The organism is Yoonia rosea, from assembly GCF_900156505.1.
Lineage (GTDB): Bacteria > Pseudomonadota > Alphaproteobacteria > Rhodobacterales > Rhodobacteraceae > Yoonia > Yoonia rosea.
Genome location: NZ_FTPR01000001.1, coordinates 972077 through 995679, shown reverse-complemented (window position 1 = coordinate 995679; position 23603 = coordinate 972077). Strand labels below are relative to the sequence as shown.

Here is a 23603-nt window from a genome sequence, read left to right as displayed (position 1 = left end):
TTACATCGAAAACGATGTGCCGCAGCCGCAGGACGAAGTCGCGTTCGGGTTGTTGATCACAAACCGCGCGCCGATCAGCTCTTCGGTGAAATCAATCACGGCATCCGCCAGAAACGGCAGCGACACAGAATCGATGACCACTGTTTCGCCCTTGTCAGACAGCACCAGATCATCCTCTTTCGCTTCATCAAGGTCGATCTCGTACTGAAAACCGGAACAGCCGCCACCCTCGACCGCGACACGTAGGGCCTTGCCTTGCGCGCTCGCGCCAATCTCGGCCAGGCGTTCAAATGCGCGGGTGGTAACTTTGGGGGGGACGGTGAACATCACGGGGGCCTATCGGTTTGGGTGTACCTGTAATATAGGGATGACAGGCAAAAGCGACAAGACAGGCAATTCACATGGCAGCGCCCTATGCGACAGACCCCGCCAATGCGCGCGGGCGGCTTTATCCTGAGGAAGAAAGTGCGTTCCGTTCGCCGTTTCAACGGGACCGTGACCGGATCATCCATGCCAGCGCCTTTCGGCGGCTGAAGCACAAAACACAGGTTTTTATTGAACATGAAGGCGATTATTTCCGCACGCGTCTGACCCATTCGATCGAGGTAGCGCAGGTCGCGCGCACGGTGGCCGCAGCCCTTGATCTGAATGTCGAACTGACCGAGGCCGTGGCGTTGGCCCATGATCTGGGCCACACGCCGTTCGGTCATACGGGCGAAGAGGCGCTGGATGCCTTGATGCAGCCCTATGGCGGCTTTGATCACAACGCACAGGCGCTGCATATCGTGACCTCCCTCGAACGGCATTATGCGGAATGGGACGGGTTGAACCTGACGTGGGAGACGCTGGAAGGGATTGCCAAACATAACGGGCCGGTTGTGGGGCATGTGCCTTATGCACTGGCTGCCTATAATGCGCGCCATGATCTGGAACTGCACACCCACGCCAGTGCCGAGGCACAAGCGGCGGCCTTGGCTGATGATATCGCCTATAATAACCACGACCTGCATGACGGATTGCGGGCAGAACTCTTCAGCACCGATGAACTGGCCGAACTGCCGATCCTGCGTGACTGTTTCGCGCGAGTGGATGCGAAATACCCAGACCTGAATTACTACCGCCGCCGGCACGAAGCACTGCGGCGGTTCTTTGGTGTGCTGGTCGAGGATGTGATCGCCGTCAGCCGCCGTAATCTCGCGGAACTGGCCCCGCAGTCGGTCCATGATATCCGCCACGCAGGGCGCATGATGGTGCAGTTTTCACCGGGACTTTGGGAAGACCTGAAGGTGATCCGTGCCTTTTTGTTCACGCGGATGTATCGCGCCCCTGCGGTGGTGGAGATGCGGGTGGTGGTCACACAGATGGTCAATGACCTTTTCCCGTTTTTCATGGAAAATACCGATGAATTGCCCAAGCAATGGCGCAAGGATGTCGCCGATGCGCCCGACAAGACTGCGCTGGCGCGGATCGTGGCGGATTACATTGCCGGGATGACAGACCGCTTTGCCATTCAGGAACACAAGCGCCTGATTGGTGGTGAGGATATTCCACCTGGGGTGATCGACGGAAATTAGAGGGGCCAAATCCTTTGAAGGATTTGGAGGCAGACTTTTGTCAAAAGTCTGCTTGCCCTGCGCTATCGGGGTGGTAAACCCCAGTCAAACAAAGCTGTTGGATGACCCATGAACCTTTTTGCTGATATTCGCACCCGTGTGCTGGCCTGTCTGGACCAATTGGTCGTTGACGGTGTGCTGCCTGAGGGCCTCTCGACCGCTGCTGTCTCGGTCGAGCCGCCACGCGATGCGGCCCACGGTGATATGGCAACGAATGCTGCGATGGTCTTGGCAAAACCTGCCAAAATGAACCCGCGGGTGATCGCGGATGCGCTGGCGGCAAAGCTCTTGGATGATCCGCAAATCGCGGTGGCCGAAGTGGCGGGGCCGGGGTTCCTGAACATGCGGCTTGTGCCTGACGTGTGGCAAGGCGTGGTCAAAACCGTACTGGCCGATCCGTCCTACGGGCAATCCACGCTGGGCCAAGGGCAGAAAATGATGGTGGAATATGTGTCCGCCAACCCCACGGGGCCTTTGCACGTTGGCCACACGCGGGGCGCTGTCTTTGGTGATGCCTTGGCGCGGTTGCTGGATTACGCAGGTTATGATGTCACCAAAGAATATTACATCAACGATGGCGGCGCGCAGGTCGATGTGCTCGCGCGGTCGGTGTACCTGCGGTATCTTGAGGCGCACGGACAGGAAGTGGCGTTCGAGGATGGCACCTATCCGGGCGACTATCTGATCCCAGTCGGCGAGGCGCTGAAAGAAAAGGCAGGCGATGCCTATGTCGGGCAGCCCGAAGAGGTCTGGCTTGAAGAGATCCGTGAATTCGCCACCGAAGCCATGATGGACCTGATCCGCGCGGATCTGGCCCAGCTTGGTGTGGTCATGGACAGCTTTTTTTCGGAAAAATCGCTCTATGGCACGGGGTTGATCGAAAAGGCGATTGCCGAACTCGACGCCAAGGGCCTGATCTATCGCGGCGTGCTGGAACCCCCCAAAGGCAAGATGCCCGAGGATTGGGAGCCGCGCGAACAAACGCTCTTCAAATCCACCGCGCACGGCGATGACGTGGACCGGCCTGTGCAGAAATCGGACGGGTCGTGGACCTATTTCGCACCCGATATCGCCTATCACTATGACAAGGTGCAGCGCGGTTTTGACCAGTTGATTGACGTCTTTGGCGCGGATCACGGCGGGTACGTCAAGCGGATGAAGGCGGCTGTGTCCGCCTTATCCGATGGCAAGGTGCCGCTGGATGTAAAGCTGACGCAGCTGGTGAAGCTCTATAAGAACGGCGAACCTTTCAAAATGTCCAAGCGGGCAGGGACCTTTGTGACCCTGCGTGATGTCGTCGATCAGGTCGGACCCAATGTCACCCGTTTCCACATGCTGACGCGCAAGAACGATGCGCCGCTGGATTTCGATTTCGATAAGGTTTTGGAGCAATCCAAGGACAATCCGGTTTTCTATGTGAACTATGCCTATGCGCGGGTGAATTCCGCCGTGGCCAAAGCGGGGGCGTTCACAGATGTGTCTGACGCCACTTTGGCAGGCGTTGATCTGTCGGGTCTGACCCATGAAGCGGAACTGACACTGATCAAAAAGCTGGCGGAATGGCCGCGTCTGGTAGAAATCGCGGCGCGCGGACACGAGCCGCACCGGATTGCCTTTTACCTCTATGATCTGGCGTCAGATTTCCACGCGCTTTACCACCACGGGAACGCGGATGAGGCGCTGCGCTTTGTCCAAGAGGGTGACTCAGATACCACACAAGCGAAAATTGCCCTCATTCGGGCCGTAGCGATTGTTATTTTGCACGGTTTGGGTATTCTTGGGGTCACTCCGGCGGAAGAGATGCGTTAACGCACAGGCTGCCGGATCGAGCTGAAAATATTGACCCCGAAAAAACCATAAGGTCTGGGGCGCAGTGAGGCAGAGATGGCAGTATACGATGACGGGTTCGCCCGGGCGGCAAGTGAGCCGCGCTCAACCAGTTTAGTCAACTTCGCAGGTGCGGCGTTTTCGCTCGCGCTCATCCTCGGCGTAAGCTTTTGGGGATACAAGTTGATTGTGCGTGATGTCAGCGGGATCCCTGTGGTGCGCGCAATGGAAGGCGATATGCGGGTTCTGCCCGACAATCCCGGCGGTGGCGTTGCCGCGCATACCGGGCTTTCGGTGAATGAAGTTGCCGCGATGGGCGAAGCGGGCGGTCCCGAGGATCGTTTGGTGCTGGCGCCGCGCACGGCCGGATTGTCGCCTGAGGACCTTGATGTTCAACCCGCGCAAGAGGTGATCTCAACCGTATCGGCCGCCATTGAAGACGTCACAGCAGGGTTTGAAGCAGAGGTTTTCGAGAATGAAACCATCGCAGCCCCTGAAGTGCAGGATGATGCCACAGCACTGGCCGCGCAATTGGCAGCGTTGAGCACTGAACCACCCTTGGCGCAAGCCGAAGCGGCACAAGACCCGCGTGTCGTTCCGTCAACTGTGCCCGGTGTCGCGACATCGGTCCGCCCGGTGATCCGGCCCGCCAATATGCGTATTCCGGCACCGGTTGCTGCGGCAACAGCTGCGCCTGCCACAAGCGAAGTGGCCGTCACCACCGCTACCTTTCCTGTTGGCACCAACCTTGTGCAGCTTGGCGCTTTCCCCAACCCCAGCCTTGCCGCTGCTGAATGGGACCGGCTGCAATCGCAGTTTGGTAAGTTGATGGCGGGGCGCGAGCGCGTCATTCAGGTCAGCAACCAAAGCAGTGCCACGTGGTACCGTCTGCGTGCCAGCGGGTTTGAAGACCGCGCCGAAGCCCGCCGCCTGTGTGCCGCCTTGCAGGCCGAAGGTGCGGAATGTATTGCCGTGGTGGTCAACTAAGTGACGATGAATGCGACGATTTTCGGCCCCGAGGGGCTGAAGATCACGGATTGGGAACGCGGCTTTTTCCGCGAGGTCCAGCCGCTTGGCTTTATCCTTTTTGCGCGCAATATCGACAACCCTGACCAGTTGCGCCGCCTGACGCATAGTCTGCGCGAAGCGGTCCAGCGCGACGCGATGATCCTGATTGATCAAGAGGGCGGGCGCGTTCAGCGGATGCGGAGCCCGCATTGGCGCGAATACCTGCCTGCCTTGGACCAGATGGCGCGCGCCACTGATCCGCTGCGGGCCCATTGGGTCCGCAACCGGTTGATCGCCGTAGAACTGCATGACGTCGGGATTGATGCCAATTGCGCCCCCTTGGCCGATATCGCCGAAGAGGCAACGCATCCGGTCCTGAAAAACCGCCTTTACGGGTATGATGTGCAGACCGTCGTTGAGGCCTGCCGCGTCTGTGCGGACGCGCATCTGGCCGGTGGGGTACTGCCGGTGCTGAAACATATCCCGGGATACGGGCGGGCGGCGGTGGATAGCCACAAGGACCTGCCGCGTGTGGATGCGCCGCGGCCGGAATTGGACGCATGGGATTTCGCGCCTTTTGCGGCGCTGTCCGATCTGCCGATGGGGATGACTGCGCATATCGTGTTCTCGGATATCGATCCCGCCAATCCCGCCACAACATCCGCTAAAATGATGGAAGTGATCCGCAAGGGCATTGGTTTCGATGGTCTTTTGATGACCGATGATCTGTCGATGGAGGCGCTCTCGGGGACGGTCGCGCAGCGTGCAGCGGCCAGCATTGCGGCGGGCTGTGATATTATCCTGCATTGCAACGGCAAGGCGGATGAAATGGCGGCGGTAGCACAGGCGTCGGGCGTGATGACGGACGCGGCCATAACCCGCGCAAATCGTGCTTTGGCATTGCGAAAAACACCTGCAAATATTGACATCGGGGCGCTGGAAGCGGAACTTGGCCGTCACTTAGGCTGAGGGCAGATGCAGGGCGAAGATTTCCAGGAAGACACGATCAGTGTCAGCGAGCGTGTCGCCGCTGAGGCCTTGATCGTTGATGTGGGCGCATTCGAGGGCCCGCTCGATCTGTTGTTGACGCTGTCGCGCACACAGAAAGTGGACCTGCGCCAGATTTCCATTCTGGCTTTGGCCGAACAATATCTGGCCTTTGTGGAACAGGCCAAGCGGCTGCGTCTGGAACTTGCTGCGGATTATCTGGTGATGGCGGCCTGGCTTGCCTTCCTCAAATCGCGGCTCTTGCTGCCACCTGACCCGTCCGAGGAGGGGCCGTCCGGCGAGGAATTGGCGGCACACCTTGCGTTCCAGTTGGAACGGCTCGAGGCGATGCGCAATGCCGCAGCCCAATTGATGGCGCGCGATCAGTTAGGCCGCGATTTTTTTGCACGCGGGATCACCGAAGACGTGCAGCGCGTCCGCCGCGTGACCTATACCGCGACGCTGCTGGACCTGATGCAGGGCTATGCCCGTATCCGCACCCGCGACGATTTCCGCCCCTTTGTGATGGACCGTCAGCATGTGATGACGATGGAACAGGCGCTGGAGCGGATGCGGTCGCTGATCGGCTTTGCGGGCAACTGGACCGATATTGTAAGCTACCTTCCCGATGGCTGGGATGCCGACCCGCAACGCCGCCGCTCGACCACTGCGGCAACCTTTGCCGCTTCGTTGGAACTGGCGAAAGAAGGCAAAATAGAAATCCGGCAGGGCGAGATGTTCGCCCCGATCGAAATCCGCAAGAAAGACCCGCGTGATGGCTAAGACAGAGACCCCCAAGAACGAAAGCCTCTTTGAAGCGCCGCCGATGGGCGAACAGGAGCGCATGGTCGAGGCGATCTTGTTTGCCACCGCCGATCCGGTGACGATCACTGAATTGACTGGGCGGATGCCGCATGGGTGTGACCCCGCCGAGGCGATTGCGCATCTGCGCAAACGCTATGAAGGGCGCGGGGTGAATGTGGTAAAGGTGGGCGATGCCTGGGCCATCCGCACAGCACCCGATCTGGGGTTCTTGATGCAAAAAGAAACGGTCGAGACGCGCAAGCTGAGCCGTGCCGCGATCGAAACCTTGGCAATTGTGGCCTACCACCAGCCCGTCACGCGCGCCGAGATCGAAGAGATCCGCGGTGTCAGCGTCAGCCGTGGCACGATTGACCAGTTGATCGAACTGGAATGGATCCGCTTTGGCCGCCGCAAGATGACACCGGGGCGGCCTGTGACATTTGTGGTGACGCAGGGGTTCCTTGATCACTTCGGTCTGGAAAACGCCCGTGATCTGCCGGGCCTCAAGGAATTGCGCTCTGCAGGCCTTCTGGAAAACCGTCCACCACCGGGCGCCCAGCTTTTGGGCGAGACCGACGATGATGATGATGATGACGATGATCAGTCCGAATTATTTGAAGATTAATCCGCAGGTCTTATATCGCGTTAAGCAGAGAGGGAGTCGCAGATGAATATGAATCAACTGATCAATATGGGCCTGCGGATGCTGATGCGCAAAGGCATGAGCAAGGGCATGGCTCTGATGGCGAACAAGGGCAAACGGCCCGAGGATATGACATCGGAAGAACGCGCGCAGGCCAAGAACGCACAGCAGACCGCGCAAAAGGCGCAACGCGGGCTTAATGCCGCGCGGCGGTTCATGCGGTAGGAAAGCCGGGCTTTAGCTCTGGTTTTTGGTCCAGACAGGTCTCTCGTTGTTTCAAGCCAGAGCATCCGGCGTTCAGTTTTTGTGATGTTTGAACGTTACGGTTGGCGCGATGTCCTGCCTGACACCGTCTGCCCCCCGGATCGGCTGGTGAGCTTGCAGCAGCTGAGTGCGCGGCACTTCGAACACCCTCACCACGTTGGCTGCACGAGAAGAGCACAACGCGGAAACACTGCAGGCGCTTACGACATTGACGTACACCATCCTCGGCGAACGCAACCCAGCTGAAGATGGCGAATGAACAGGCGTCGCCAATAAAATGAAAGACCTCATTACACCCCAATCCAATCGTGAAGTGGATCACATCACACCTGGTATTGCAGCCTTTCAAGACGTCTGTTCCGCCGAGTAATTCTTACAACAGCGTGCAAAAGGACTTTCGGTTGCAAAGGTGAAAGCCTGAGGACATTGGCCAGTCCACTTGAAATTGATCTGCCCCATTCAATTATTCGGTGACAATGAGCGGTCGGCTTGCGATCGCCACTTCGCCCTGTCCTAGAAAATACCTCACCTCATACTGGCCGGGCGCCAATGGTGCGGTGATCGTCAACGGGTTGCCTTCGTGGGTATAGCGCCAGCTTCCCGACTGGTATCCTTCTTCATCCAATGCACCAATCGCGACAAAGTCGTACACATAGCCTGGACCATCCCAAGTGACGGTGAGTATTTCGCCTGCTTTGGCCGTTTCCGCCGCTTCGAGGGTCGCTGTAACCGGTGTCAGATCAATCGTGCTGGTGAACAGGACAGTCTCGTCCTGACCCGCATGATATCTGATTTCATACTCACCCGGCACAACCGGCATTACCAAAGGTGCGGGGTTTCCTTCATAGAGGTAAGCGAAGTTGATGTACCCCTCTCCGCCAACCTGACCGACAGCAAGGTAGTCCCCCTCATTTTCCGGCCCGACCCAGGGCAACTGAAGCGTTTCACCGGCAGGCGCTGAAGCGGGTACCGCGACGTGAATATCAGCGGCATTCACTTCTATAGATCTTGCGAAGACGACGGCGTCGTTCTGTCCCTCATGATATCGGAGTTCGTAGACACCCGGCTCAATGGGCATCACCAATGGCGCGGGATTGCCTTGGTAAAGGTAAGCAAAATTAATGTAAGCTTCGCTACCCGCCGGACCAACTGCAAGGTAATCGCCTTCGTTGTCAGGGCCGGACCAGACCAAGAGGAGCGTTTCACCAGCAATGGCGTTTGCAGGCGCGTCAATGAAAGCGTCAGCAGGCGTTACCGTAATGCGATGCGTTGCTGCGATCTCATCGTTTGGGCCGTAGATATAGCGTATTTCATAAACACCAGGATCGGCGGGCATTCGGAGTTGAGCCGGCTGACCTTCAGCGACATACACAAAGCTCTGGGTATCTGGAGCCGCGATGGTCAGGCTATCGCCAGCTGCGGCCGGGCCATTCCAACGCACTGTGATGGTGGCACCTGCCATAGCCGTCGCGGGCGCATCGAGCGTTGCGTCGGGCGTAACGAGCACCTCTGTTTCAATCTCTGGTTCTGCAGCAACGGTTGCAATAGCATCTTTGAGTTCCGTCGCATCTGCAGCCCTCAGAAAGCGACCTCCGGTTTCATACGCGATACACTGCATCTGCCCAAGCGCGATAGGGTCATCGACATCGAAGCCAATCACATGTGCAGTGAAATTGACGCCCGCATCATCAAGACGGCGTGCCGCGGCACATGGATCTGGGTTACAGGTTTCAACCCCATCGGATACCAAAATGACGGTCGCAGCTTGGTTGGTGTAATCGAGCGTCTCTGCCGCGGCGATAATCGCGTCGGTCATTGGTGTCTTGCCAAGTGGACGTATATTATTCACTGCGGTGCGCACTTCGCTTGCAGTGCCGAGCGCAGGAGCAACGATCGTCTGGATATCTCGGCAGCTTCCTTCCTGTCGATGCCCATAGAGCGTGAGGCCTAGCCGCTGATCCTGCGGAAAATCATCCAAAATTGCACCAACAGCCTGCTGCGCAATAGTGATCTTGGCCTCGCCATCAATCTGTCCCCACATGGACCCAGAGCCGTCGAGCACCAAGACGGTACCTGCGCTGTCTTGAGCGACAGCAGTTGTCGATATCGTTGCAGCCAAAACCAAAGCAAAGAAGCGCATTCAAATCTCCAGACGAGCCAGTCTTTCCTGCGTAACGAGTCGCTGGAACACTTGTAAATAGGAGGCAGAACCATCTGCTATTTTTGGCAGAAACAAGCGACAAATCATGAGAACCAGCCGCGCGTTCGAAGATGGATAAGCCCGCTAAATATCGAGTTTTTTAGCTGCCAGTGGGCCGGTATGGCCTACATTGCCTTATCTTACGATCACCTCACACCTCACGCCCGAAAGTGCATCAACGGCTTTAAGGATTTGCGTTGGCGGTTTGTCTTTCGCAGCAAACAGGAAACCGGTGATGTATCGCTAGGGGCATCCTGCACCCGTGCAAGTGAACGTATCCTTCCGCACGCGAACAACACCGAGATTGGCAACATCGACAAGAAATGAATCTTCCAAGTCTTCGACCAGAATACCTTCAATTGTCGCGCCACCGCCGGTCAGTACAACGTTGCCGCCAATCGCGGTCTGAGCTTCGACACAGGCTGATCCTTCGCAATCCACCATCGACTGATCGATACGCATCTCGCCGATGTCTGTTGCAAGCACATATTGCCCATTTGAAATTTCGATAAGATTTCCTGAGACGGTCGCCGAGCCGTCACGAGCAGTGAGCGTGATCACAGGACCTGTGGTTTCCAGGCGTGTTCCTTCGGGGCAGGCTGCCCCGATGCAAGTCACCCCGTCGGCCGGGATTGCAATAAGGCCCACACGCGCCTGAATCCGGAACAAATTATTGGAAAATTCAACAAGCTCTCCGGTAACATCTTCCCCGCCATCAGTCTTAAGCGTGACTGTATTCGCGGCTTGTGCGGAGGCAGTGCCGACGAAAGCTGCGCAAAGGCCCAAGGCCGTCGAGATCGTACATAAAAACAACCGAAATGTTGCGTGGCATGCATTTATTCTGCGTGCAAGTTTGATTTTCATCTTAAATTTCCGATACTATCCTAAACCAAAACATCCTGAGATATCCGTCTGTTGTTGCATTTTGCATGGCTTATTCTTTGCTTTTTTGCAACCGCATCGCAACCATCAAGGTGGGCAGTTTCAGGAAGAAAACTGAGGACGTTCAGCCAAATGTCCTGCACCCTCGTCGGGCCAATTTTTTCGGGGCTGGTCGTCGGTATAAGTTGCCTGGCAACGTGGTGCGCTGCCAGGCAGTGTTGTTTGTTTACTCGTTGTAGTAAGCTCTGAAGCCGTCCTGCACCGTCCGGAACCACACACCGTTGCTACGAATGTTTTCGAGACCAGTGTTGATTGCTTCCAAGATCGCATCCCCATCAGGGTTATTCTTGTGAACATATACAGTCAGCACGCTCACCGATGATACCTGATCGTTCACGGCAATTTGATCATCCAAACCAAGGCGCGTAACGATATCGGCGGCCTGCGCTTGCTCAAGTTCGACAGCATCCACAGTACCGGCCAACAGCGCGTCGAAGCATGCTTCGGGCGTAGCGGGGGAAACATAGTTTACGCTGTCAGCATCAACGCCAGCGGCTGCAAGAACGATTGCGCTGTAGCCTTCAGGAACACATACGTTCTTGCCAGAAAAATCTGCAGCCGATGTTGTCGTGCCAAGTGGGTTGCCGTTCAGAGTGAACATACCGGTTACGATTTCGTAAACGGGATCTGCAAACCGGTAGTTATCGCACCGTGCCTGCATGTCTGCGGTCAATGTCGCTGCTTCGCAGTTTGGCAAGACCCAAGGGAACGTACCGTCAAAGGCGCCTGTTGGAAGCAACACCTCCATGTGTGAACCCCAGTCGTTGATGAAGGTGATCTGCGTATCTGCGTCATCTTGGACCGTTGCCAAAGCATTGCGGACAAGTTGTGTCACAACACCACCGCCATCCATGCTTTCGTCTGTGAAAGGCTTGTAGTCGTTGCCAGTGATCAGATGGATGTTAACCTTATCGCCGCTTGTGTTCGTGCTTGGGGTGCGTTGCGTCGGGGCTGCGTCGGTTGCGCTGGCGAGCGTTCCGTCCAGGCAAGGCAACTCAAGGCGCATGCCCACGGAAATTGCGTTGGGGTTGCTTCCAATTACCGCGCGATTGGCATCCCAAATCTGCTGAAAGCTGATTGTGCCATAAGCTGTCCGCGAGATTGCACTCAGCGAGTCGCCCGCCTGTACAGTATAAGATGTGCAAGCTTCCTGTGCGCTTGCTGCCGCAGCTCCTGTTAGAAAAATTGCACCGGCAACCATTAATTTCGTTTTCATTCAGTCATTCCTTTTTAAGTCTCGATAACCACATAAACTTGATGCTGCATGATTGTTTTCCGTTAACCAACAGGATCGAAAACAACGTAAATTTTGCATACCCAAACATGGTTGATGTGAGGGTTAGATATCAAAAAAGGCGATTTTTGGGCAGAAGTGGATCAATCAAATGAGTGGGTCCTGCACCCGCTATGACGCTGGATTTAAATCATTTCTTGAATATGTTGAGAACAAAAACCGTGCGACGACAGATAGTCCGTGCCGTAACGCAGCGCCTGATGCTTGGCCTTCATAACAGCCCCATTTGTCCAAGTTTATGACTTAAAGTGCTTTGATAGCTTCAGGCCCTGACCCTGATAGTTTGACTTGATCTCGCGGCCATAAAGAGCGGCTGGCATGGCTGACATGTGGTCGTAAACCAACCGCCCCACGACCTGCCCATGTTCCAGCACAAAGGGGGCTTCGTGACAGCGCACTTCCAGCACACCGCGTGATCCTGCGCCGCCCGCCTCGGCATAGCCGAAACCGGGATCAAAGAACCCCGCGTAATGCACACGGAATTCACCCACCATCGCCAGATAGGGGGCCATTTCTGCCGCCTGCATCGGCGGGATCACAATCGCCTCGCGGCTGACCAAAATATAGAACGCACCGGGATCAAGGATGATCCAGCCGTCTTTGGTATGGACCTCTTCCCAGAATTCGGTCGGGTCGTAATGGTTCAGTTTCGCCAGATCCACGACACCCGTGTGCGGTTTGGCGCGGTAGCCGACCAAGGTGCCGCTCTCGGGCCGCAGGTCGACAGAAAAGCCCAAGCCATCCGAGATGACAGGTGCGCCCGATACAATGGGTGTTTGCGCGTGAAGGGCGCGCAGATCATCGTCTGACATCAGGGTTTTGCCCTGCCGGAAGATGATCTGGTTCAGCATCTGCCCGGGCTGGGCCACGACCGAAAAGGACCGCGGGCAGATTTCTACGTAAAGCGGACCGTCATAGCCTTCGGGTACGCGGTCAAATTCGACACCGTGGTCGGTGATAATGCGCGTCAAAAGATCAAGCCGCCCGATGGACGATTTCGCACTGGCGGCGGCGGTCATGCCTTGGGGCAGGGTCAGGCGTTCCATCAGGGGGACGACATAGACACAGCCTTTTTCCAAGACGGCACCACCGGTCAGGTCAACTTCGTGCATTTGAAAATCTGCAAGGCGCTCTTTTACAGTGCGCTGGCGACCGGCCAGAAAGGATGCGCGGACGCGGTAGGCAGAGGTGCCCAGACGCAGATCAAGCGAAGCGGGCTGGATTTGGCCGGGCTTGATCGGGGCTTCTGCCGTGATGCCACCCGATGCGATCATATCGCTGATTTGATGGTCGGCGAGGACACCAGCGTTTGTCATGTCGTCTTCCCTCTTGATACCAAAACGCCCGCCCTGCGTTGGCAGTGGCGGGCGGTTATGATTGGTCGGGCTAGCAGGACTCGAACCTGCGACCTTCCGTCCCCCAGACGGACGCGCTACCAGGCTGCGCTATAGCCCGACTGTGGGCGTTCATACCCCAAACTGATCCAAGGGCAAGCCCGAAAAACATGTCTCAGCCATGCATCCGTGCACGAATGTCTTCCAGCCGCGCCAAGAGTGGCGCGATCTGTGCGGCGCGGGCCTGTAAGGTGCGTGAATCAGCAGGTGCGCGCCCGATCAGCCGCGGTTTTGCAGCAGGCAAGGACTTAGGGGGCAGCGGCAGGTCGATCACAAAAGCAGGTGCATCTAGAGCGAAGGGCAGGGTGTCTTGTACCGGCGCTGGCGGCGCTTTTACCGGTGCCGGCGTGGCTTCGACCGGTGCCGGTGTGGCGTCAACCGGCTTGGCTGGTGCGGGTTCATCGGCGGGGGCCTGTGCCGTCATCGACGGCCCGAGGCTGGCGACATATTTCACGCCTTTTTCACGCAGCAGTTTCTGCGTGCCTTTGATCGTCAGCCCGTCAACGTGGAGAAGCTGTTTGATCCCGCCGAGCAGTTCCATATCCGCAGGGCGGTAATACCGCCGGCCACCGGCACCTTTGACAGGTTTGATCTGGCTGAATTTGCTTTCCCAAAAACGTAGCACATGGGTGGGCGTGTCCAACCATTCAGCGACTTCACTGATCGTGCGGAATGCATCTTTGGCTTTGGCCATGACCTAGCGCTTGTTTCCGTCTGCGACGCGATCTTTCATCAGATGCGAGGGGCGGAATGTCAGCACACGACGGGGGTGGATGGGCACTTCTTCGCCAGTTTTGGGATTGCGCCCGATGCGGGCTGCTTTCTCGCGGACGGAAAAAGTCCCGAAAGACGATATCTTGACGGTTTCACCGCGCACCAGACTGTCAGAAACATGCGTCAGGACGCTTTCAACCAGATCGGCGCTGTCATTTCTGGAAAGTCCGACCTGACTATGCACTGCATCAGCCAAATCCATCCGCGTCAAAGTCTTGTCAGCCATCGTCGGAACCCCTTACAATTTCAAATAGCATAGGCCCAGCGTATTTTCAGAGTCAATAACAACGGCTTGGCAAGCATAGTGAACAGCGTGTTTCCGGCACTCACCAGCGGATGACAACCGCGCCCCACGCCAATCCGCCACCAATTGCCTCGGTCACAAGCAGATCACCCTGTTTGATTTGCCCGTTCTGCACGCCAACAGAAAGGGCGAGGGGAATCGATGCCGCCGACGTATTGCCGTGGTCCTGCACGGTCACAATGACCCGGTCCATGCCCACGCCCAGCTTTTTCGCGGTGGACTGGATGATCCGGATATTGGCCTGATGCGGCACAACCCAGTCGATATCTTCCGCGCCAAGCCCCACCTTCTCCAATGCGGCGTCGGCTGTTTGCGCCAGTTTCTCGACCGCATGGCGGAAAAGCTCGCTGCCTTTCATCCGCAACATGCCCGAGTTTTGGGTTGAGACGCCGCCATCCACATAAAGCAGGTCTTTATAGCGGCCGTCAGAATTCAGATCGACCGACAGGATCCCGCGATCGGTGGTTTCACCGGTCCCTTCCTCGGCCTCAAGGATCAACGCACCCGCACCATCCCCGAAAAGCACGCAGGTCGCGCGGTCGGTCCAGTCCATGATCCGGCTGAAGGTTTCCGCCCCGATGACAAGAACACGATTCGCCTGACCCGAGACAATCAGCGCATTGGCATTCGACAACGCATAAACAAATCCGGCACAAACCGCTTGAACATCAAAGGCATAGCCTGTGGTGTTGCCAATGGCGTTCTGCACCATTGTGGCGGCTGAGGGGAAAGTCAGATCAGCGGTTGATGTGGCCAGAACAATGGCGTCGATATCGTTTCCGTCCATACCCGCCATGGCAAGTGCGGCCTTGGCGGCTTTGATTGCAAGGTCTGATGTGGTTTCACCTTCAGCGGCGAAATGGCGGCGTTCGATGCCGGAGCGGGTCTTGATCCATTCATCCGAAGTATCGAGTGTTGCTTCGAATTCAGCATTCAGAACCACGCGTTCGGGAAGGTAATGACCAACCCCTTTGACCACTGCGCGACGCATCATGTTTATTTGTCCGTTTTTGTCTTGGAACCATCAGTTCCGCTTGCCGTGCTGGCATCTTGGGCAAGCGACGCAGCGGACGCAACCCTTGCCGCGAGTTTATCTGAAAATCCGCTCTCTGCGAGCCGGTAGGCAAGGTGTAGGGCCGCTGCAACACCCGTTTCATCCGCAGACCCGTGGCTTTTGATCACCGTCTGGTTGAGCCCCAGAAAGACGCCACCATTCACGCGACGCGGATCAATCCGTTTGCGCAATGCACGCAATGACCCGCCTGCAAGCACGGCACCCAACATGGACCAAGGGTTCTTCATCAAGGCACCGCGCAGCAGCTCGCTGATCAGAGTGGCGGTGCCTTCGCCGGTTTTCAACGCGACATTACCGGTGAAACCGTCGGTGACGATCACATCGACTTTGTTGGAAGGAAGGTCGCCGCCCTCTACAAAGCCAACATAGTCAAAGTCACCGATTATTGCAGCGTTTCCAATAAGTTCATGGGCAACTTTCAGTTCGGCGCGGCCTTTGTGCTCTTCGGTGCCGACATTCAAAAGCCCCACGCGCGGGCGCGCGATATCAAGACCGTTGCGCGCATAAGAGGCCCCCATGAGCGCATAAGTCAGCAGATCATCCTGATCGGCGCGGATATCGGCACCCGCATCCAGCATCACATTGAACCCTGAGGGGTTACGTGATGGCCACAGACAGGCGATGGCGGGGCGGTTGACGCCCTCGGCCTTGCGCAGGCGCAGCATGGACATCGCCATCAGACCGCCTGTGTTGCCGCAGCTGACAGCAACAGCGGCCTCGCGGTTGCGCACCGCTTCGATCGCCGACCACATGGAAGTGTTCTTGCCATGGCGCAGCACATGGCTGGGCTTGTCGGTCATCATCACGACGTCAGCGGCATCATGGATCGTCACGCGCTCGCCGATCCCGTGTTTGGCAACCAGCGATTCCAGTTCGGCCTCGCGCCCATGAAGAATTGCACGGGCGGCGGGTTTGTCGCGTAAAAACGCCGAAAGGCCCGCAACAACCGTTGCAGGCCCTTTGTCGCCGCCCATGGCGTCAACGGAAAGCACTTGGCTTGCTGCATGCCCCTGTGTCGGAGCGGTGTCCGTCTGGGGTGTTGTCATGCTACTTTGCCTTTGCGTGACGTTATGCAGCGTCGTCGTCGAGATCGATTTCTGTGGTGTTTGCGATCACTTCACGTGTCGCATAGTGGCCACAAGACGGGCATACGTGGTGTGGGCGCTTGAGCTCACCACAGTTGTCACACTCGTTCGGGTTCGCCGCGACGAGTGAATCATGTGCACGCCGGTTGTTGCGGCGGGATTTGGATACTTTATTCTGCTGGACAGCCATGTCTCAACCCTATGGTTTAAAGGGCCGCGGCCCTGATTTCTGTGCGTCTGCGCGGGGTCCTACGCCATTGTGGCAGCCCTGTCGAGACACGATGTCAAAGAGGCCGCGAACATACTGCGATTCCTCTATAGTGCAACCCTTTTTCGCCAAGGGCCGTGGCGCTATTTTTCTTCTTTCTTTTCAAGATTTTCCCGTAAGGCGCCTAGGCCCGCAAAGGGCTTGGCATCATCGTCCGTCATCGGGGTTTCGCCCGGTTTGGTGAAAACCGCATCTGTGAGCGCGGCATCCTCTTTGCGCGGATAAAGCGGCAAAGCCAGCGCCAGCGCCTCGATCATCACCTGCGCAAGGTCGAGCGTTTCGGGCAAGGCCTCAACTGTGTCCTCCACGGGCATTTCGATCTCGGTGGCTTCAATCTCGGGCAGTTCGGCCATGTAGTGCCGCACAAGCGGCTCATCTATGCGGGTGGTCACCGGATCAAGCGTGACGACGCAGGATTGCACCACCGTGGCACCCAGTTCGCCGTTCAAGACCCAGTCCTTGCGGTCTTGCGGTGTCAGTGTTCCGGCAAAGCGCAGTTTCTTGATCCCGACAATGCCAAGCTCCTCTGCAATCGCCGCGCGTTCCTGTGGCGTCGGCACAAGTTCAAAAGATGTTGGTTTGCGCGTTGCCAGATCAGCCAAACGCAGATGTGACGTGGGTATGTTGGTCATTACTGCTTTCGATTCTTGAACAGGGGCGGGGTGTACTGTATCGGGGATAAAAGGCGCGCGGCGCCAAGGCAAGAGGCGACGGGTATGAGTGCGATGACAGTAAAGCTGCGCAAAACAATCAAGGCCGCAGGATTAGTGTCTGTGTTTGCCATTGCGGCTGGTTGTAGCCCGATGGACCGCTATCACGGCTTTATCCCCCCCGCAGAAGAGCTTGCGGCGGTGAATGTCGGCAGCACAACCAAGGACGAGGTGATCGGACTTTTCGGCCCGCCTGTGTCTGACCGCGCCTTGCAGAACAACACGATCTACTATGCGTCCAGCCAGTTCGAAGTCTTCGGACCCTTCGCACCGGAAGAAGTGGACAGGCAGGTTCTGGCGATTGATTTTGACGCGGGCGACCGCGTGCGCAATATCTCGCGCTACACGCTCGAAGACGGCCGCGTGGTCGTGCTTGACCGTCGGGTGACCGAGGACGGTATCAACGACATTACTTTCCTCAGTCAGCTGTTGGGATCGTTCGGCCGCATTGATGCCGGGCAATTCCTGGGTGACGAGCCGTAAGGCGCACTTGGGCAATGACAATCACTTGTCATGCCCGCTGGTTTGGTCAGGAGGCTGCTGCCATAGACGCCTGCACCTTGAAGTGACAGATCAGGTTGCCCATAGTTCTACCTGAAGTAGAGCGGGGGAATCGATGCAGAATTCACTTTTCCTAGGTGGTGTGGTTTGCGCGTCTTTTATCGCAGCACCTGTCGCCAGCGATGCGGACACAATTGCATCAGATATTCCAAATGGATTATTTGCTCCGCTCACGATCATTGAAGATCACCCTCAATGCAATGGTCCCGGCCAAATCGCGTTCAAAGTGGAATTCGAGACCGGCGAAGTGTCCTATACGGCGCAGCATGTGCAGTCTTTGCGGGAAGCTAGCATATCATCGGATGGTGTCATCCTAGAGGAAGAAGCAAGATGCTTTGTAGGTCACAGGTCTGGCACTGAACTCACACAAGTCGAAGTCAGCTGCAACGGCGGCGAATTGCAGCGTTCGCCTTTCGATGCACGCAATCTTTCTCAGACGTCCATCTCGATCTCTGGAACATTTACTGCGTGTCACTCACCTTTCGCTTTCGAGATCATGGACAGTAGTTGGCGTGCGCAAATCAACGAACCGAAGGGGCCGTCTGAAGTGACGGGCACTGTCTTTCAAAACCCCGTCGAGGGCTGCGAGAATGCTGTGCAGGTGCTTGGGCCACGCTTGTATCTGAGATACGTTCAGACGACGTCGTCGGGCATACCCTTGGGTATTGAGCGCAGGTTTCCCTATGATGATGTGGATGTTGTTTCGCCTGCTTCGCCTACATTTTTCAGGCTGATTTTCAATGATATTCCCGTACTGCTGAATGATAATAACGTTCCGTTTGCCACTGTCGACACACAGGTTTTTCTGTTTCCAACCGATCAGGGCGTGGCGCGTTGTCCAGGTGGCCTGTGTACACTCCCGCGGTTTGTAACGAACATGTCGAATGTGTCGCGGCATGCGCGCAAATGCCCATAGCGACGCATAAGTGACTATTCTTCCGGTTCGAATTCCAGCGCGACCCCGTTGATACAGTAGCGCAGACCGGTTGGCTGCGGTCCGTCGGGGAACACATGGCCCAGATGCGCGTCGCAGCGGTTACAATGCACCTCGGTGCGCTTCATGAAAAAGCTGCGGTCGACACTCTCGCCAACCATTTCGGAATCGATGGGTTGATAGAACGAAGGCCAGCCTGTGCCGCTTTCGAATTTGGCCGCCTGTTCAAAGAGCGGCGCACCACAGCAAACACACATGTAAGTGCCCGGACCTTTCGGGAAATCCTCATGCGTGCCAGCCCGTTCCGTGCCATGCTTGCGCGTAACCTTATAGGCCATATCCGAGAGCTGCGCCCGCCATTCGGCATCAGATTTGACAACTTTATCCATGGTTTCCCCATTCCTTTCGTAACTTTTCTAGCGTTAACTTAGGTCGACAACGGTAGTTCGCCAAGGCAGGCCCAGATGACAATTTCGTTTCAGGACGGACGCTATGCGGCACGGTTGGCAAGAACCGATGATGATCTTGTTGCCTGTCACCGCCTGCGGCATCAGTGCTTTTTTGGCGGCAAGGGGCAGGACCGCGATGCCTATGATGCGATTTGCGCCCATGTGATGGTCGAGGATCAGGCGGGGCGGCTGGTGGCGACGGCACGGTTGCTTGAAATCGCGTCAGGGGCCGAGATCGGCAAGTGCTATGCGGCGGGGTATTATGATCTATCGGGGCTTGCGACCTGCGCCGCCCCGATGATCGAGGTGGGCCGCTTTTGTATTGCTGCTGATGCGCGTGATGCGGATGTTTTGCGCGTAGCGTGGGGGGCGTTGACCGGGCTGGTGGATGCGCGCGGTATCGCGGTCCTGTTCGGCTGTACCAGTTTTGCAGGTACCGATCCCGCGCCATACGGGCGGGCCTTTCAACGACTTGCCGCGCGTCATCTGGGGCCTGAAACCTTGCGCCCCGGCCCGAAAGCCGCAGAGGTCGTGCGCTTTGCCGATATCCCGTGCCATGGCACCGTGCCGATGCCGCCGCTTTTGCGCACCTATCTGGCCATGGGCGGCTGGGTCTGTGACCACGCGGTGATCGACCGGCATATGCAGACGCTGCATGTTTTCACCTGTCTTGAGGTCGCATCGGTGCCGCCTGCGCGTGCCGCTGCACTGAGGGCCCTTGCGCAGACAGCATCTCTGCCATAGCAGGCGGATATGGCTAGAGCACCCTTACTCCAACTCTCTGAAATCGCGCTGACCTTCGGCGGCGATCCTGTATTCGAAGACCTGTCCTTGGTCGTCCAACCCGGTGACCGTGTGGCGCTGGTGGGGCGCAACGGATCGGGCAAATCCACCTTGATGAAGGTGATGGCGGGGCTGGTCCTGCCCGACAGTGGCGCGCGCACCGCCGCCCCCGGTGTGCGGGTGGGCTATATGGAGCAGGACCCGACAATGGCGGGTTTTGCCACCTTGGGGGATTATGCCGCCAGCGGGCTGGATATTGATGAGGCCTATAAGGTTGATATGGTGGCCGAGGGGCTGAAATTCGATCCCGCAGGTGATGTGAATACCGCCTCGGGCGGTGAGCGCCGGCGCGCCGCCTTGGCCAAGCTGATGGCCGAAGCGCCCGAATTGATGCTGCTGGACGAGCCGACGAACCACCTTGATATCGAAGCGATTGCCTGGCTTGAGAATGAACTCAAATCCACCCGTGCGGGATTCGTACTGATTAGCCACGACCGAGCATTTTTGCGTGCGCTGACGCGTGCGACGCTGTGGATTGACCGCGGGCAGGTGCGGCGTGCTGAAGAGGGTTTCGAGAACTTCGAGGCGTGGCGCGATAAAATCTGGGAAGAGGAAGACCAGCAACGCCACAAGCTGAACCGTAAAATCAAGGCCGAGGCGCGTTGGGCGGTGGAGGGCATTTCTGCACGCCGCAAGCGCAACCAAGGCCGCGTGCGTGCCTTGCAGGAATTGCGCGCCCAACGTGCCGCACAGATCACACGGCAGGGCACGGCGGCGATGGCCTTTGACGGCGGGTCGACCTCCGGCAAGAAGGTGGTTGAGGCCTTCGGTCTAAGCAAAGCCTTTGATGGCAAGAATATTGTCCGCAATTTCGATCTGACCGTGCAGCGCGGTGACCGCATTGCCTTTGTGGGGCCGAATGGTGTGGGCAAAACCACACTGATCAAGATGCTTTTGGGGCAGGTGGCACCTGATGAAGGGTCGATCAAGCTGGGCACGAACCTTGATATTGCGGTGTTTGACCAGACGCGCGCGGCGTTGAACGAAGACATGACGCTGTGGGAAAATCTGGCCAATGACCCCGAACTGGGTGTGTCCGGAAAATCCGACCAGATCATGGTGCGCGGCACGCCCAAACATGTGGTCGGCTATCTGAAGGAATTTTTGTTCAACGAAGCGCAAGCACGTGCGCCCGTGCGGTCGCTTTCGGGCGGTGAAAAAGCGCGGCTCTTGCTGGCGCGGCTGATGGCGCGGGAAAGCAATCTGCTGATCCTTGACGAACCGACCAACGATCTGGATATCGAAACGCTGGATCTGTTGCAGGATATATTGGGCGATTACGAGGGCACGGTGCTTCTCGTCAGTCACGACCGTGACTTTCTCGACCGTGTCGCGACCACGACGATTGCCATGGAAGGAAATGGCGAGGCGGTCGTCTATGCTGGCGGTTGGACAGACTATCGCGCCCAACGCGGCGGTGATTTTACCGAGGCCAAACAGGCCAGCAAGCCATTGGCCAAGAAGGAAAAAGAAGCACCGAAGAAAGAGGTTTCGGGTCTGTCTTTTACCGAAAAACATCGTCTTGAAGAACTGCCTTCGGTTATCGACAAACTGACCGCCGAGATCACAAAGCTTGAGGAGTTGCTGGCCGATCCTGAGCTCTTCACCAAGCAGCCTGTGAAGTTCCAAAAAGCCACTGACGCGTTGGTCGCGCGGCAAAACGCGCTGCAGGATGCCGAGGAAGAATGGTTGATGCTGGAAGACAAAGCGGGCTAGCCTGTCATCATAGTTTACCACGACCGGGGAAAGAAATGTCACATCTGAAAACAGTTCTGGCCGCCGCCGCTCTGCTATTGGCCGCCTGCGAACAGCCCGCGATTTTCGCAAGTTCTGACAGTCTGGCAAATCGGCTCGAAGTTGGGATGGATCAGGCGCAAGTCGCTGCTGTTATTGGCGCACATCAATTCGAAAGCCGCGCATCTGGTGCTGAAGATACCGTTTGTTTATCTTACATTTATGACGAAGCGATTGACGTGAAATTCGTGCATGCCACATTCGTGGATGGGCTTTTGGCGCGTGCGACAGACGGGCACCGTGTTGCTTGCGCGTTGACCTAGTTGCGCTTCCACGGTTCTTTGGCCTGCACCTGCGCATAGGAATATAACGTAAGCCGCGATGCCTTTGCGCCATCCTGCACAAAAAGCACCGCGTTATGCTGATCGAGAGGTGGCAGGGGGGTCACGGGTGCACCAAGGCCGTCAAGCATGGCATCCAGATGCTTTGGTGTGAACCGGTCTTTGATGCGCTTCTCTGTGTATTGTTCAGTGCTTTCAAATGGATATGGGGTGCCGCTGTTGCCGAATGTCCATTTGCCATCCTGCGCGGCATAGATCGTGCGGCGCAGATTTAAACCATCGCCACCGCGTTCGGGGCTTTCATAGACCTCAAGAAGCGTCGCTTTGGATGATCGGCAGATACGCAGGCCGGTGCACCCGTTCATGGCCGCGATACGCGACACGGGCAGGACTGCATCGGACCCAAGCAGCCCGTTTGCAAAATAGCTGGTCCAGGTTGGCCCGTGGGCAATCAGCATGGTTCGGTCAAGTGCCATGGTCAGTGGTTCGAGTGCGTGAAAAAGCGCGGACGGCTTGCCCTCGATGTTCTGCCGCGTCAGTGACTGGTCAGCCGCCGCAAACAGCCTTTCATAAGCCTGCGCCGCCGCAGCCAAAGGCATGGCGAGCAGTCCGTAATCTTCGGTTGTTGGTGCAAAATTCATCATAGCGACCATTCGAATGCTTCTTTGCTGTCAGGCAAGTGGTGTCGCGCGTGGGTCAACGCGCCTTTTCGGCCGCTTTAACCTGATCCCATAGCGCGTCCATCTCGGCCAGATCGCTGTCAGCGGGGGTTTTACCCTTTGCTTTCAATGCATCTTCTACCGCCTCAAAGCGCCGTGTAAATTTGGCGTTGGCGGCACGCAGGGCGGTTTCGGGATCGATATCAAGATGGCGGGCAAGATTGGCCACCACAAACATCAGATCACCGAATTCTTCGGCGACCTCTGTTTGGGACAAGGTCGCGCGCGCTTCGACCAATTCACCGGCCTCTTCTACGATCTTGGCGATCACATGGGATGTGTCGGGCCAGTCAAAGCCCACACGGGCCGCCCGGTTTTGCAGTTTGACCGCGCGGGTCAGGGCGGGCAGGCCGGTGGCGATACCGTCCAGCGTGCGGGTCTGGGCCTTGCCTGCGCGTTCGGCGGCTTTGATCCTTTCCCAGTCCTGGGTTTGTTGCGCGGGGCTTTTATCACGCGATTCGTCACCAAAGACATGCGGATGCCGCGCGACCATCTTGTCGGCAATCGCCTTGACCACGCTGTCAAAGGTGAAATGCCCCGCCTCGGACCCCATCTGCGTGTGATAAACGGTTTGCAGCAGAAGATCGCCCAATTCACCCTCAAGATCCTTCCAGTCGGCGCGGGCGATGGCATCAGCGACCTCATAGGCCTCTTCAATGGTGTAGGGGGCGATGCTGGCGAAATCCTGTGCGATATCCCAAGGGCAGCCGGTGTCGGGATCACGCAGGCGGCGCATGATTTCCAGCAGACGCGGCATTCCGCCATCGGGATCATGGATCAGGGTGTCATCAGGCATTGCACGGGGCCTCTTGTTGGGGTCAAGTGGCACC

At 57.2% G+C, this 23603-nt stretch carries 26 protein-coding genes and 1 tRNA gene; 12 read left to right on the top strand and 15 right to left on the bottom strand.

Annotated features, from left to right (window positions below):
• The gene (locus tag B0B09_RS04825; RefSeq protein ID WP_076658583.1) at positions 1-327 is read right to left on the bottom strand and encodes a HesB/IscA family protein; all 327 of its coding nucleotides are present in this window, start codon (positions 325-327) and stop codon (positions 1-3) included.
• A gap of 74 nt (positions 328-401) precedes the next feature.
• Here B0B09_RS04825 and B0B09_RS04820 point away from each other — a divergent pair, with 74 nt between their 5' ends.
• The 7 genes from B0B09_RS04820 (at position 402) to B0B09_RS04790 (ending at position 7107) form a co-directional block, all read left to right on the top strand.
• Positions 402-1574 (top strand): deoxyguanosinetriphosphate triphosphohydrolase, encoded by a 1173-nt coding sequence (locus B0B09_RS04820; RefSeq protein ID WP_076658582.1) that lies wholly within the window; start codon positions 402-404, stop codon positions 1572-1574.
• 108 nt (positions 1575-1682) lie between these two features.
• Complete coding sequence (argS, locus tag B0B09_RS04815; RefSeq protein WP_076658581.1) at positions 1683-3422, top strand: arginine--tRNA ligase; 1740 nt, start codon at positions 1683-1685, stop codon at positions 3420-3422.
• 75 nt (positions 3423-3497) lie between these two features.
• A complete protein-coding gene (locus B0B09_RS04810) occupies positions 3498-4427 on the top strand; it encodes an SPOR domain-containing protein (protein WP_076658580.1) in 930 nt (309 codons plus the stop codon).
• 6 nt (positions 4428-4433) lie between these two features.
• The gene (locus tag B0B09_RS04805; RefSeq protein WP_076659798.1) at positions 4434-5417 is read left to right on the top strand and encodes a glycoside hydrolase family 3 N-terminal domain-containing protein; all 984 of its coding nucleotides are present in this window, start codon (positions 4434-4436) and stop codon (positions 5415-5417) included.
• Between the two features lie 6 nt (positions 5418-5423).
• The gene (locus B0B09_RS04800; RefSeq protein WP_055292974.1) at positions 5424-6218 is read left to right on the top strand and encodes a segregation and condensation protein A; all 795 of its coding nucleotides are present in this window, start codon (positions 5424-5426) and stop codon (positions 6216-6218) included.
• Positions 6211-6864: an SMC-Scp complex subunit ScpB gene (scpB, locus tag B0B09_RS04795; RefSeq protein WP_076658579.1), complete on the top strand. Its 654-nt coding sequence runs from the start codon at positions 6211-6213 to the stop codon at positions 6862-6864. The genes B0B09_RS04800 and scpB overlap by 8 nt, the downstream gene beginning before the upstream one ends.
• A 42-nt stretch (positions 6865-6906) precedes the next feature.
• Positions 6907-7107 carry a hypothetical protein gene (locus tag B0B09_RS04790; RefSeq protein ID WP_076658578.1) on the top strand — a complete coding sequence of 67 codons (201 nt, stop codon included), beginning with the start codon at positions 6907-6909 and terminating at the stop codon, positions 7105-7107.
• 502 nt (positions 7108-7609) lie between these two features.
• Here B0B09_RS04790 and B0B09_RS04785 read toward each other — a convergent pair.
• The 11 genes from B0B09_RS04785 to B0B09_RS04735 all read right to left on the bottom strand — a co-directional run bounded on the left by B0B09_RS04785 (position 7610) and on the right by B0B09_RS04735 (position 17114).
• Positions 7610-9286 carry a VWA domain-containing protein gene (locus tag B0B09_RS04785; RefSeq protein ID WP_076658577.1) on the bottom strand — a complete coding sequence of 559 codons (1677 nt, stop codon included), beginning with the start codon at positions 9284-9286 and terminating at the stop codon, positions 7610-7612.
• 303 nt (positions 9287-9589) lie between these two features.
• On the bottom strand, positions 9590-10210 hold the full coding sequence (locus B0B09_RS04780) for a hypothetical protein (protein WP_076658576.1): 621 nt from the start codon (positions 10208-10210) through the stop codon (positions 9590-9592).
• 244 nt (positions 10211-10454) lie between these two features.
• Positions 10455-11504 (bottom strand): LysM peptidoglycan-binding domain-containing protein, encoded by a 1050-nt coding sequence (locus B0B09_RS04775; RefSeq protein ID WP_076658575.1) that lies wholly within the window; start codon positions 11502-11504, stop codon positions 10455-10457.
• Between the two features lie 314 nt (positions 11505-11818).
• The gene (locus tag B0B09_RS04770) at positions 11819-12898 is read right to left on the bottom strand and encodes a 2'-deoxycytidine 5'-triphosphate deaminase (RefSeq protein WP_076658574.1); all 1080 of its coding nucleotides are present in this window, start codon (positions 12896-12898) and stop codon (positions 11819-11821) included.
• Positions 12899-12960: 62 nt separating this feature from the next.
• Positions 12961-13037 (bottom strand) — tRNA-Pro (locus tag B0B09_RS04765).
• Between the two features lie 54 nt (positions 13038-13091).
• On the bottom strand, positions 13092-13670 hold the full coding sequence (locus B0B09_RS04760; protein ID WP_076658573.1) for a MerR family transcriptional regulator: 579 nt from the start codon (positions 13668-13670) through the stop codon (positions 13092-13094).
• Between the two features lie 3 nt (positions 13671-13673).
• Positions 13674-13976, bottom strand: coding sequence for an integration host factor subunit alpha (gene ihfA, locus B0B09_RS04755; protein WP_055292967.1), 303 nt, complete (start codon positions 13974-13976; stop codon positions 13674-13676).
• 100 nt (positions 13977-14076) lie between these two features.
• A complete protein-coding gene (locus tag B0B09_RS04750) occupies positions 14077-15048 on the bottom strand; it encodes a beta-ketoacyl-ACP synthase III (RefSeq protein ID WP_076658572.1) in 972 nt (323 codons plus the stop codon).
• A gap of 2 nt (positions 15049-15050) precedes the next feature.
• Positions 15051-16175 (bottom strand): phosphate acyltransferase PlsX, encoded by a 1125-nt coding sequence (plsX, locus tag B0B09_RS04745; protein ID WP_076658571.1) that lies wholly within the window; start codon positions 16173-16175, stop codon positions 15051-15053.
• A 22-nt stretch (positions 16176-16197) separates the two neighbouring features.
• Positions 16198-16404: a 50S ribosomal protein L32 gene (rpmF, locus tag B0B09_RS04740; RefSeq protein ID WP_055292964.1), complete on the bottom strand. Its 207-nt coding sequence runs from the start codon at positions 16402-16404 to the stop codon at positions 16198-16200.
• A 161-nt stretch (positions 16405-16565) separates the two neighbouring features.
• The gene (locus B0B09_RS04735) at positions 16566-17114 is read right to left on the bottom strand and encodes a YceD family protein (protein WP_076658570.1); all 549 of its coding nucleotides are present in this window, start codon (positions 17112-17114) and stop codon (positions 16566-16568) included.
• Between the two features lie 84 nt (positions 17115-17198).
• Between B0B09_RS04735 and B0B09_RS04730 the strand changes: the two genes are divergently transcribed.
• Positions 17199-17675, top strand: a complete 477-nt coding sequence (locus B0B09_RS04730) for an outer membrane protein assembly factor BamE (protein WP_076658569.1) — start codon at positions 17199-17201, stop codon at positions 17673-17675.
• A 133-nt stretch (positions 17676-17808) separates the two neighbouring features.
• Positions 17809-18669: a hypothetical protein gene (locus tag B0B09_RS04725; protein ID WP_076658568.1), complete on the top strand. Its 861-nt coding sequence runs from the start codon at positions 17809-17811 to the stop codon at positions 18667-18669.
• 14 nt (positions 18670-18683) lie between these two features.
• Here the strand turns inward: B0B09_RS04725 and msrB are convergent, their stop codons facing one another.
• Positions 18684-19076 carry a peptide-methionine (R)-S-oxide reductase MsrB gene (gene msrB / locus B0B09_RS04720; protein WP_076658567.1) on the bottom strand — a complete coding sequence of 131 codons (393 nt, stop codon included), beginning with the start codon at positions 19074-19076 and terminating at the stop codon, positions 18684-18686.
• 75 nt (positions 19077-19151) lie between these two features.
• Here msrB and B0B09_RS04715 point away from each other — a divergent pair, with 75 nt between their 5' ends.
• From B0B09_RS04715 to B0B09_RS04705, 3 genes are read left to right on the top strand one after another with little or no spacing between them, the layout of a single operon-like run.
• Complete coding sequence (locus tag B0B09_RS04715) at positions 19152-19880, top strand: GNAT family N-acetyltransferase (RefSeq protein WP_076658566.1); 729 nt, start codon at positions 19152-19154, stop codon at positions 19878-19880.
• Positions 19881-19889: 9 nt separating this feature from the next.
• Positions 19890-21695, top strand: coding sequence for an ABC-F family ATP-binding cassette domain-containing protein (locus B0B09_RS04710; protein ID WP_076658565.1), 1806 nt, complete (start codon positions 19890-19892; stop codon positions 21693-21695).
• A 35-nt stretch (positions 21696-21730) separates the two neighbouring features.
• Positions 21731-22036 carry a hypothetical protein gene (locus tag B0B09_RS04705; protein WP_076658564.1) on the top strand — a complete coding sequence of 102 codons (306 nt, stop codon included), beginning with the start codon at positions 21731-21733 and terminating at the stop codon, positions 22034-22036.
• Here B0B09_RS04705 and B0B09_RS04700 read toward each other — a convergent pair.
• The gene (locus B0B09_RS04700; protein ID WP_131824993.1) at positions 22033-22698 is read right to left on the bottom strand and encodes a hypothetical protein; all 666 of its coding nucleotides are present in this window, start codon (positions 22696-22698) and stop codon (positions 22033-22035) included. The genes B0B09_RS04705 and B0B09_RS04700 overlap by 4 nt on opposite strands.
• Positions 22699-22750: 52 nt before the next feature.
• Entirely contained in the window at positions 22751-23569 is an 819-nt protein-coding gene (mazG, locus tag B0B09_RS04695) for a nucleoside triphosphate pyrophosphohydrolase (protein WP_076658562.1), read from the bottom strand.
• Between the last annotated feature and the right edge of the window lie 34 nt (positions 23570-23603).